The organism is Arthrobacter sp. Y3225116, assembly GCF_059091245.1.
This window is the reverse complement of sequence record NZ_JBNHGL010000096.1, coordinates 1-10,375: the sequence shown is the minus strand read 5'-3', so window position 1 is coordinate 10,375 and position 10,375 is coordinate 1. Positions and strand designations below refer to the sequence as shown.

Below are 10,375 nucleotides of genomic sequence, written 5' to 3'. Positions count from 1 at the left end.
ACGCCCGGCGCCCTGGCTGCGGCGGCACCGGGCGTGGAAAAGCCTGCCGTCGCCGAAAACCGGGCGGCAAACCCAGCGACGGGATCGGCGTGCACCGCACCGCCGCTGGCCAAGGGCAACCCGCTCAAGAAGGGCAAAGGCCGCCGGAAGTAGCGGCCCCACAATCCAATGGCCGGCGTCAGCGAACGGGCGCCGGCCATTATTCTTGCCCTGCGGCACCCGCTGCCCGGGCGAAGCTCTGCTGTTGCCGGTCAGCCCCGGGACGGGTCCAGTTGGGCGGCAGCTGCCGCCTGGTGGTCCGGGTCGCCGGTGGCAATCGCATACAACCCGTAGTTGATCGGACCGGCCGAAACCAGTTCGGCACAATGCTCGGCCAGCCGCCGCGGCACCCGGCCGCCCTCGTCCCGGAAAGTCCGCACGGTCAATTCGAAGGCCTCGGGTGTGGACATCATGTAGTGCAGGCTGAAGTCCAGGGCCGGATCCCCCACCCTGGCCGTCGTCCAGTCCAGCACCGACCGGATCTCGGCGTTCTCGTCCAGCAGCAGGTGGGCCGGGTACAGCTCGCCGTGGCTGAAAGCGGTGAACTCCGGCCAATAGCTGTCGTCGCCCAGCCAGGCGTCCCATCGCCGCAGCAGGTCCGCAGCCACCCGGAACTCAGATCTCACTTTGTCCAGGTTGGTTCGCATCTCGGCACGGACCTCGGCGGCCGTCAACGCCGGGATGCCGGCCTGGCGCGCCTCGTCCGCGCTGATGCGCTGCAGCTGGGCGATCAGCCGTCCCAACGACGCGCAGTAGGCCGGAGACTCGCGGTCGAAGTGCCAGACGGGCTCTCCGTCCTCCAGCGTCAGGCCCGGCTCGCCCGGCAGCTCCGGGTAGGCGACCAGGCTCCGGTTCCGGATCCGCCAGTCCGGCACCGCCGCGGAAATCCTGTTCTTGACCAGGTTCAGGATGCTGGCCTCGTCGGCCATCTTCGATGCGACGTCCGGCCGCCGCGGGATCCTGAGCACCCACCTCTTGCCGTCATGGGCGGTGGCATAGGCCACCAGGTAGTCCAGCCCGGCCTCGTTGAACCGGACCGAGCGTGGATCGATGGCCAGCCCGTTTTGGGAGGCGAGGTCGGCGACGGAGTCAGGTGTGTAGTCGTGCGCTGCGCTCATGGGCACCTCCGGTCGGCTGTGTGCCACTGTAGCCACAAGCCCGTGCGGAGGCCATGCCAGCCCGCCACGGCACCTGCCCGGCCATACTGCCCCCGCCTCACCGCCGCCGGCACTGCGGCACGCACGACGGCGGTGCCCCCGCCCCGTTAGGGGGAGGCACCGCCGTCGACGGTTGCTACAGGATGGCCGTCCTCTTCGGTCAGCCGCGGTCCGCCACGTCGTCGGCGGCCACTCCCTTGCGCAGGGTGGCGCCGCGGAAGAACTCCGGGTTGCGCCGGTACATGAGCACCATCAGCACCGCCCCGAGCAGGATCACGCCGCAGCCGAGTACGAATACCAGCCCCAGGCCGCCGATCGAAGAACCGGAACCGTAGGCAGGATCCATCGAGTCCACAGCCGTCTGCACGAACATCACCAGCAGGATGACGCCTCCCAGCAGCGGCGCGAGGAACTTGAGCCCGAAGCCGCGCAGCGAGGTAAAGGCATCGGCCCGGAAGTACCAGACACACGCCAGGGCGGTGACGCCGTAGTAGAAGCAGATCATCATGCCCAGCGCCGTGATGGTGTCCCACAGCGCGTTTTCGGACATGATCCGGGTGACCGTGTAGAAGCCGCCGGCCGCCACCGCGGCCGCGACGGTGGCGTAGCTGGGCGACTTGTACCTCGGGCTGATCGTGGCGTAACCGGCCGGCAGCGCCCGGTAGTGGCCCATGGCGAGCATGGTCCGGGCCGGCGAGACGAACGTGGACTGCAGCGACGCGGCCGAACTGCTCAGCACGGCCAGGGACATCAGGATGGCGAACGGTCCCATCACCGGGCCGGCGAGCGTGGCGAAGATGCTCTCCTGGTTCTCCGGGTTGCCGGCGCCCAGGCCTTCGGAGCCCACACCGGCGTAGGCCAGCACGGCCAGTGCCACGGTCATGTAGATCACGACGATGACCATGATGGTTACCGCGGCGGCACGGCCCGGCGTCTTTTCCGGGTCCTTCGTCTCCTCGTTCATGGTGAGGGTGACGTCCCAGCCCCAGAAGATGAAGATGGACAGCGAGATGCCGGCGGCGAAGGCCGAGAAGGATTCGACGCCGAACGGGTTGAACCAGTCCGCGGAGATCTCCAGCGCGTCGAACGCCGTGCCTCCCGCCACGTGGCCGAAGGCGGCCACGGCGAACCACACGAGCACCACCACCTGGAACGCCACCAGCACATACTGGAAGGTCTTGGTGGTTTCCATGCCCCGGTACGAGATCCAGCAGGCCAGACCGATGAAGATCCAGGTGGTGGCGATGTTCAGCGGCAGGTTGTTGGTCAGGTCGGCGAGCGCCGCGTTGCCGGTGAGCTGGGCGAGCATCAGGTAGAAGAAGTCGACCGCCACCGCCGCCAGGTTGGAGAGCACGATCACCGTTGCGGCGATCAGGCCCCAGCCGCCCATCCAGCCCACCCAGGGGCCGAAGGCACGGGTGGCCCAGGTGAAGGACGTGCCGGAATCCGGCATGGCGTTGTTCAGTTCCCGGTAGCCGAGGGCCACCAGCAGCATCGGAATGAAGCCCACCAAGAAAATCGCCGGCAGGTGCACGCCGACCTCGGCGATGGTGGGGCCGAGCGCCCCGGTCAGCGTGTACGCCGGGGCAATGCAGGAGACGCCGATGACGACGGCGCCGAGCAGGCCGACCGATCCGGATTTCAGGCCCTTCCGGCTCAGGCCGCCCCCGGTGCGCCCGGGCTTGGTGATGGTAGTGGTCATGGTCATGCCTCCTTGCGGCCGGCGCCGTCGGAATGTTCGGGCACCGAGGGCTCGCCGGGATCTTCGGTACGTTGTGGGGCGCCCAGGTAGCCGCGCGGGACCACGATCATGGGCACCGGCAGCGCGCGCAGCACCTTGCTGGCCGTCGCCCCGAGGAACATCCGGTTGTGCGGCGCCAGCCGGCTGGAGCCGATCAGCATCACTTCGCCGTCGTCCCACTCCAGCGCGTCGATGGCGTCTTCGATCGAGCGGCCTTCGGCGACGCCGGCGGTCACCCGGCCGGGCAGCACCGCTTCTGCCTCTGCCAGCCGCTCCTTCACGTGGGCTTGGGCACGGGACACCGCGTCCGCGTCGGAGGAATCCAGCGGCACCAGCGAGAGCAGCCGCAGGTCCAGGCCCCGTTGATGGCCGGCGTTCAAGGCGACCTGCATGACCTCGTCCGCGCCGGCCCGGTTGCCGATGCCCACCGTGATCCGCGAGACGGAGTCGGTGCGCCGGTAGCCGCGCGGCGCCAACGCCACGGGGACCGTGGACGCGTGGAGCAGGCCGCTGGCGACGGTGCCGACGCTGAAGCGGCGGAAAACACTGTTGCGCCCGGCGCCGATCACGATCAGCGACGCGCCGAATTCCTCGGCGGCGGCAATCAGGCCCTCGGCGTTGGAGTCGGCGGGGCGCACATGGGCGCGGGCCGGAACGTCGTCGGGCACCAGGTCCAGTCCTTCGGCCAGCCACTGCTCGATCTGCTCGGAGAGGATCCCGCCGAAGCCCGATTCCGGCCGCGGATAGGCGCCCGAGTAGGGCGAGGATTCGGGCAGCACCATGACCAGGTCGAGGCTGCCACCCTGCCGGCGGGCCAGCGCCGTCGCGAGGTTGATTGCTTCGCGCCCGCTGTCCGTGGCGGTATAGGCCACAACGTAGCGTCGCATGCCTAGCCCTCCCGGCCCGCAGCGGGGACGAGTTCACCGGCGTCGGCGGTGTGTGCCTCCAGGATGCGGGCGGCGGTCGCGTGCCCCATCCGCACGGCGCCGTCCACGTGCTGGTAGCCGGCGCCGGCCAGGTCGGAACAGGACCAATGGATCGGTCCCACCGGGGTCGACTGGTCCTTGCCGTAGCGCGACAGCCCGCCCAGATCGTAACTGGAGGCGTAGGCGCCGCGGGTCCATTCCTCGGATCCCCAGTCCGACTCGTAGTACACCTCCGGGTCCAGCGCCGCCGGGCCCAGGTAGTCGGCGATAGCGGAGAGGATCGCGGCCTTGCGCTCCCCCGCGCTGAGTTCGAACATCGCGTCGGCCTTCTCGTCGCTCACGAAGCCGACCAGGGTTCCGCGCGGGTCGCCGTGGTTCGTGTTGTCGTACACCTCCTGGACTACCGAGTTGGCGCCGAAGCACGTTCCCGAGAGGCCGTCCGCCCGCCAGAACGGCGTTTCGTAGACGGCGTGGACCTTGATCACCAAGCCCAGGGACTGGTGCTGGTGCATCTGATGCTGCCGGCGCGGCAGCGGCGGGTCGTAGGAGACGCGGGAATACAGGTTCGGCGGCACGGCCATCACGGCGTAGCGGGCCTCTACGGTGACACCGTCGGCGGTGGCGGTCACGCCGTCGTCGTCCCAGCGCAGCGCGCGGACGGGAGCGTTGAGCACGACGTCGTCGCCCAGCTCTGCGGCCAGGCGCACGGAGACCTCCTGCATGCCGCCCACCACGCGCTTGTCCAGGATGAACTCGTCGTCGACCAGGTTGCTGAAGGAACCGGCGGAGGCGGCCATCAAGACCGCCTGCAGCACCGAGAACGAGTGCGCGGGCTTGGTCAGCATGCCGCCGGCCACGAACAGGCCGATGTTGTTGCAGGCCTCCTCGTCCGCGGACTGCTGGCGCAGCCACTGGTCGAAGGAGATGGTGTCCAACTCGCGGGCCTTCGGGTGCGCCCACGGTTCCTCGGCGCCGACCTCGCCGGCCAGGGCGTCCAGCAGCCCGATCAGGCGGTTCATCTCGGACTCCGTGGAGGCGCTGACCGGGAACATGGCGCCGGTGTAGCGCTTGGCTTCGCCGGTGGGGTCCAGGTAGATGCTCTCGCCCTCGCGGTAGCGGCTGTATGTCTCCAGCCCCAGCTCGTCAAGCAGCTCCAACAGGGCCGTCTGGTCCGGCGAAACCCACTGACCGCCGATCTCGAGCATGGCTCCGTCCACCACGTCGGTCCAGGTGCGGCCGCCCACGCGGTCACGCGCCTCCAACACGGCCACGGACATGCCCGCCCGCTTCAGGTCCCGTGCCGCGGTCAGCCCGGAGGGCCCGGCGCCGATGACTACTACGTCCCGCTTCAACTTGCTCACTGTGTTCTACTCCCGTTCGTGCCGTGGCGGTCGGGCCGCTTAAGTGTCTGGCCCCGCCCGTTAAATGAACGACATTCATTTAGCGACAACACTGTAACCCGTGCCACAGCCTTTTGGAAACCGGTGCCTCCATGACGTTCGGAAAGCGTTGCGTAGGATGGCCCTAAAGGCCGCACCGCCGCGGCCCGCACGGCCGAGGGAAGAGGGAGCCCGTGGTAACAACACGCCCAGCCGGCGAGGACGCCCCCGTCCGGAACGGGAACCGCCCCGCCGGCCGCCCCGTGCAGAAACTGCTGTCCAAGGAACTGATGACGACGGCGGCGCTCGGCCTGATCGAATCGCGCGGCTACGAGGGGCTCACCATGTCGGCCCTGGCGCGCACCCTCGGCGTGGCCCCCTCCGCGCTCTACAACCACGTGGCGTCGAAACACGACGTGCTGCTGCTCCTTCAGGACCACGTGATGGCCGGCGTGGACGTGAGCGTGTTTTCGGACCTGGAGTGGGCGGACGCGGTGCGCCGCTGGGCCTGGTCCTACCGCGACGCCTTCACCCATCACGCCCCGCTGATTCCCGTGATCGCGGTGCTGCCCGTCACCGGCGCCCCGCACACGCTGGCCATGTACGAGGCCGTCACCGCCGGCTTCCTGAGGGCCGGCTGGCCGGAGCCGCAGGTGGTGCCGGCGATCGTGGCCCTGGAATCCTTCATTTTCGGGTCGGCCTTCGACGTGACCGCACCGGCGGACATCTTCGAATCGGGCGAGCTCGCCGCGGCGAACCCGGTCTTCACCTCCGCCGTGCGGTCGCAGGATGCCGGCCCCGCCGGATCGGCCGCCGATGCGGCCTTCCGGCTGGGCCTCGAGGCGCTGATCGCCGGCCTGGAGCTGCAACTCGAGGCCGCCCGCTCCGCTTGACCCCCGGCACGCGGCTGCACCCCCTGCCCCTCCATCGAGAAGTCAGATAACACCCCTTTCCAGGCCCGATAAGGGCGTCATCCGAATAGTCGATGGTGTGCGGGGAAAGTTGGCCTGCGGTAGCCGGCGTGGGGGACGGCGGCGGGCAGGGGGACGGCGGCGGGCAGTGCAGTCAACGACCGGGGCCTTCAACCGGTCTTACTTTCCGCAGGAAAAACCATTAAACCGCAGGAAAAGTGCATCGTTTACCCATCGGGGGAAGCATTCCCCGGCAGGTGTCGCAGGATTGGCAAAAGCCCGCCGTTTCGGGGCTTTCGGCTTGCTAATTTTCTTGAAGAGCTGGCGAGGTGCCAGCCGGCCGCTGGCCAGAATGCCAGCGATTCAATCGCACAGGAGATCTCATGCTTTCCATCATCGCCACCCTTCAGACCCTCGGTTTCTCCGTGAAGAACCGCCTCCAGCGCGAGGAGACCGGCGCCACCGCCGTCGAGTACGCCCTCATGGTTGGCCTCATCGCCGTCGTCATGATCGCCGGGCTGACCATTTTCGGCCCGCAGCTGAGCGACTTCTTCAAGGGCCTGGGCGGCAAGCTGAACATCGGCACCGCCCCGGCCTGAGGCTAATCCGGACTACCAAATCCACCTCCTGGGTGGCTGGGGCGGCGGCACTGGTTGCCCCGCCCCAGCCACCGAACTGTGAAAGAGCAACACATGAAGCGCATGACATCGGAACGCGGAGCGGCAGCCGTCGAGTTCGCCCTGGTCTTGCCGGTTCTGTTGTTGTTGCTGCTGGGGATCGTCGAGTTCGGACGCGTCTACAACGCCCAGATGCAGCTCACCGCAGCGGCACGGGACGGGGCGCGCGTGATGACCATCAACAGCGCGGCGTCCAGCGCGGCTGAATCCCGGGCTGCAGTGATCGCCTCGGCCCCGGCGCTAAACCCGCGGATTGCACCGGAGCAAGTCACCGTCGCCGTTTCCCCCAGTGCCACCGGCGCCTGTGCGCCGGGCTCGGTCGCCACCGTCACCGTGGCCTACCCCATGAATTTTCTCTCCGGCCTCTTCGGGGCCAGCATCACCTTGACCGGAAAAGGAGTCATGCAGTGCAGCGTCTGAGCGACGAACGCGGCGCCACCGCCGTCACCACCGCCCTTTTCATGGTGGTGCTGCTCGGCATGGCCGCCGTCGTCCTGGACATCGGGGCGCTGTACTTCGAGCGCGCCCAGTTAAAGAACGGCGCCGACGCCGGTGCGCTGGCCGTCGCCCAAAACTGCGCGGCAGGCCACTGCGATGCGGACTTCACGGCCCTCGCCACCTCGCTCGCCAACCAAAACGCGAACGACGGCCTGGCCAACGCCAGCGTCCAACTGGACCCCGCCGCCGCGACCGCCACGGTCACCACCACCACGCGGTCTGCCGACGGCCACTTCCTGGCCCAACACTTCGCGCCCATCCTCGGCCTGGACGATTCCGCCTCCATCAGCACCGAATCCCGGGCCCGCTGGGGAGCCCCCGTCGCCGGCACATCCGTCCTCCCCATCGCCATTTCCTACTGCCAGTTCCTGGGCATGCTCGACGGCGGCCTGCAGCGGGTGGAATTCAACCCGAACGGGCTGACAAACGCCGGATGTTCCAGTTCAACGGTGCCGGGCAGCACCGGGGCGGCCTACACGATCCCGGGCGGCTTCGGCTGGCTGAAGCAAGATCCGGCCCGCCCATGCCAGGCCAAGATCAACATCGGCGCAACCGGCCTTCCGGGCTTCCCCGTCGATCCTGAGGTGGCCAGCGATTCGGGTAACGATGTGCCGTCCGCCTGTAAGCAGACCAACATGCTGCAGCAGATTGCCGGTACCACCGTCCTGCTGCCGCTGTATGACAAGGTCGGCGGTCAGGGGACGAATGGCTGGTACCACGTCATCGGGTTCGCTGCCTTCAAGGTCACCGGCTGGAATTTCAGCAGCACGTCCCATAACAACCTCAGCCCGGCCTCCGTGCAGTGCACCGGAAGCTGCCGGGCGCTGATCGGCGAGTTCGAAACGTTCGTGACGCTCGACGCCGGCGAACAAGACTTCATCTTCGGCGGCGCCAACAACACCTTCGGCGCCTCCCTCGTTACGCTTGTCCACTAGGAGCACCGTCGGTGAAAAAGAGAATCATAGGCGCCCTGGCGGCCCTGCTGATGGCCCTCGTCGGAACCATGATGGTCCTCGCCTACATCGGCAGCGCCGATCAGCGCGCCCTGGCCGGCACCGAAACGGTGGAGGTCCTGGTGGTCGCCAAGAACGTTCCGGTTGGCACCCCCGGCGAAGAGCTCGGCGCGTACGTAGCGGCCGAACTGGTTCCGGCCAAGGTCGCCGCGGACGGGGCGGTAACTGACGTGGAGAAGCTGGCCGGACAGGTCGCCACCGTCGACCTGCTCGCCGGCGAACAGCTGCTGGCGGCCCGCTTTGCCCCGCCCGCAGACCTGCAGGAACCGGGAACTGTGGCCGTCCCGAAGGGCATGCAAGAGGTCTCCATCTCCTTGGAGCCGGCACGCGTGGTCGGCGGGCAGTTGAAGGCCGGCGACACCGTCGGCGTCTTCATCTCCATGGAAGGCCCGGGCGACGGCAAGGGCGTCACACACTTGGAGCTGCATAAGGTCCTGGTCACCCGAGTCCAGGGCGTGGCGGTCGCCGCCGAGTCGGGCGATGCCACCGTCCCCGCCAACAACGTGCTGGTCACCCTGGCGGTCATGGCACCGGACGCCGAAAAGATCGTGTACGCCCAGGAGTACGCCCGCACCTGGCTCTCGAAGGAACCGGCCGACGCCAGCGACAAGGGAACGCGCCTGGTGGACAGGGATGAGGTCTACAAATGAGCCGCTACGTACTGGTGGGCACGGACGCGGACTTTGAACAACGCTTCGCGGCCGCCGCGGTAGGCTCCCTGGCCGGCGATACCCAGCTGTGGAACGGCGCCGGCCTCCCCACCGAACCCAACGATGTCTTCGCCGTGCTGTCCAACCCGCAGCTCCTGGATGCCGTGGTGCTTGGCCCCGGGCTGGCCACCGGGCAGGCGCTGGCACTGGCGGCCGAGTTCGAATCCCAGCGGCCCGAGGTTTCGCTGCTGCTGGTCGCGGGGCCGAGCCCCGACATCGTGCTGGCCGCGATGCGCGCCGGCATCCGCGACGTCGTGGACCCCGACGCCGATGTCCGCGATATCGCCGCACTGCTGCACCGAGCCGTTCGCAGCGCCACCCACCGGCGGCACAGCGTCCCCTCGTCCGACGGCCAGGCCGCAAACGGCCGCGTCGTCGCCGTCGTCTCCCCCAAGGGCGGCGCCGGGAAGACCACGGTGGCGACCAACCTCGCCGTCGGGCTGGCTGCCGCCTCGGAGCAGCAGACCGTCATCGTCGACCTGGACCTGCAGTTCGGCGACGTGGCCAGCGCGCTCTGCCTGGAGCCGGAGCATTCCCTGGTCGACGCCGTGCAGCCCAACGCCCAGAAAGACAGCATCGTGCTCAAGTCTTTCCTGGCCCGACACCCCAGCGGGCTGTATGCGCTGTGCGCACCGCCGTCGCCGGCCGATGCCGACCAGGTCACCGGCGAGCAGGTATCGCTGCTGCTGGACCAGTTGGCCGCGCAGTACGCGCACGTCATCATCGATACGTCCCCGGGGCTGTCGGAGCACACGCTGGCCGCGCTGGATCGCGCCACGGACTATATCTTCGTGGGCGGCATGGACGTTCCCAGCATCCGCGGACTCCGAAAGGAGCTCGAAATCCTGCGCGAGCTGGGCATGGAACCGCTCACCCGCCACATCGTGTTGAACGGTGCGGATCCGCGCGACGGTCTCACCCGCCGCGACGCGGAGACCACCCTCGGCTGCAAAGTCGACGACGTCATCCCGGACACCCGCGCGGTCCGGATTTCCACCAACCAGGGCGTGCCGGTGCTCGAAAGCGCCCCGCGCGATCCTGCGGCCCGCGCCTTGCACAAGGTGGTGGACCGCTTTGCCCCCGCCCCGGCCGGCCTGCTCAAGCGCCGCGGCCGTCACCGAAGAGGATAGCCATGAACCTTGCCCAACGGCTTCAGGCAGTGCACGGCACCGCCCCGACAGTTCCCCCCGCCCGTGGCCATGCGGCCGCGCCGGCTGCAACCGCCACCCCCGCGCCGGCACCGGCTGCTTCGGCGTCCGCTTCCGCCGCTCCGGCGTCGACAGCGGCGACAGCGGCGACGGCTGCGACTCCGGCGGCGACAGCG

At 68.7% G+C, this 10,375-nt stretch carries 10 protein-coding genes; 6 read left to right on the top strand and 4 right to left on the bottom strand.

What is annotated here, in order from left to right; translation table 11 throughout:
* Positions 1-251: 251 nt before the first annotated feature.
* The 4 genes from AC5RV2_RS10415 to AC5RV2_RS10400 all read right to left on the bottom strand — a co-directional run bounded on the left by AC5RV2_RS10415 (position 252) and on the right by AC5RV2_RS10400 (position 5,224).
* On the bottom strand, positions 252-1,157 hold the full coding sequence (locus AC5RV2_RS10415) for a macrolide 2'-phosphotransferase (protein WP_494092266.1): 906 nt from the start codon (positions 1,155-1,157) through the stop codon (positions 252-254).
* Positions 1,158-1,356: 199 nt separating this feature from the next.
* Entirely contained in the window at positions 1,357-2,898 is a 1,542-nt protein-coding gene (locus AC5RV2_RS10410) for an APC family permease (RefSeq protein WP_494092267.1), read from the bottom strand.
* Between the two features lie 2 nt (positions 2,899-2,900).
* A complete protein-coding gene (locus tag AC5RV2_RS10405) occupies positions 2,901-3,824 on the bottom strand; it encodes a universal stress protein (protein WP_494092265.1) in 924 nt (307 codons plus the stop codon).
* A gap of 2 nt (positions 3,825-3,826) precedes the next feature.
* Complete coding sequence (locus tag AC5RV2_RS10400; protein ID WP_494092264.1) at positions 3,827-5,224, bottom strand: flavin monoamine oxidase family protein; 1,398 nt, start codon at positions 5,222-5,224, stop codon at positions 3,827-3,829.
* Between the two features lie 212 nt (positions 5,225-5,436).
* Between AC5RV2_RS10400 and AC5RV2_RS10395 the strand changes: the two genes are divergently transcribed.
* From AC5RV2_RS10395 to AC5RV2_RS10370, 6 genes are all read left to right on the top strand, one after another.
* On the top strand, positions 5,437-6,135 hold the full coding sequence (locus AC5RV2_RS10395) for a TetR/AcrR family transcriptional regulator C-terminal domain-containing protein (protein ID WP_494092263.1): 699 nt from the start codon (positions 5,437-5,439) through the stop codon (positions 6,133-6,135).
* A gap of 401 nt (positions 6,136-6,536) precedes the next feature.
* Entirely contained in the window at positions 6,537-6,752 is a 216-nt protein-coding gene (locus AC5RV2_RS10390) for a Flp family type IVb pilin (RefSeq protein WP_494092262.1), read from the top strand.
* A gap of 93 nt (positions 6,753-6,845) precedes the next feature.
* Positions 6,846-7,250, top strand: a complete 405-nt coding sequence (locus AC5RV2_RS10385) for a TadE/TadG family type IV pilus assembly protein (protein ID WP_494092261.1) — start codon at positions 6,846-6,848, stop codon at positions 7,248-7,250.
* Positions 7,238-8,263: a pilus assembly protein TadG-related protein gene (locus tag AC5RV2_RS10380; protein WP_494092260.1), complete on the top strand. Its 1,026-nt coding sequence runs from the start codon at positions 7,238-7,240 to the stop codon at positions 8,261-8,263. The genes AC5RV2_RS10385 and AC5RV2_RS10380 overlap by 13 nt, the downstream gene beginning before the upstream one ends.
* A gap of 11 nt (positions 8,264-8,274) precedes the next feature.
* Positions 8,275-8,991 carry a Flp pilus assembly protein CpaB gene (gene cpaB / locus AC5RV2_RS10375; protein WP_494092259.1) on the top strand — a complete coding sequence of 239 codons (717 nt, stop codon included), beginning with the start codon at positions 8,275-8,277 and terminating at the stop codon, positions 8,989-8,991.
* A complete protein-coding gene (locus AC5RV2_RS10370; RefSeq protein WP_494092258.1) occupies positions 8,988-10,181 on the top strand; it encodes a CpaE/TadZ family protein in 1,194 nt (397 codons plus the stop codon). Before cpaB ends, AC5RV2_RS10370 begins: the two co-directional genes overlap by 4 nt.
* Positions 10,182-10,375 lie beyond the last annotated feature (194 nt).

Bases quoted from the DNA above. Each gene is read 5' to 3' on its own strand.
- AC5RV2_RS10415 (WP_494092266.1), bottom strand. From the start codon at position 1,157: ATGAGCGCAGCGCACGACTACACACCTGACTCCGTCGCCGACCTCGCC.
- AC5RV2_RS10410 (WP_494092267.1), bottom strand. From the start codon at position 2,898: ATGACCACTACCATCACCAAGCCCGGGCGCACCGGGGGCGGCCTGAGC.
- AC5RV2_RS10405 (WP_494092265.1), bottom strand. From the start codon at position 3,824: ATGCGACGCTACGTTGTGGCCTATACCGCCACGGACAGCGGGCGCGAA.
- AC5RV2_RS10390 (WP_494092262.1), top strand. From the start codon at position 6,537: ATGCTTTCCATCATCGCCACCCTTCAGACCCTCGGTTTCTCCGTGAAG.
- AC5RV2_RS10385 (WP_494092261.1), top strand. From the start codon at position 6,846: ATGAAGCGCATGACATCGGAACGCGGAGCGGCAGCCGTCGAGTTCGCC.
- AC5RV2_RS10370 (WP_494092258.1), top strand. From the start codon at position 8,988: ATGAGCCGCTACGTACTGGTGGGCACGGACGCGGACTTTGAACAACGC.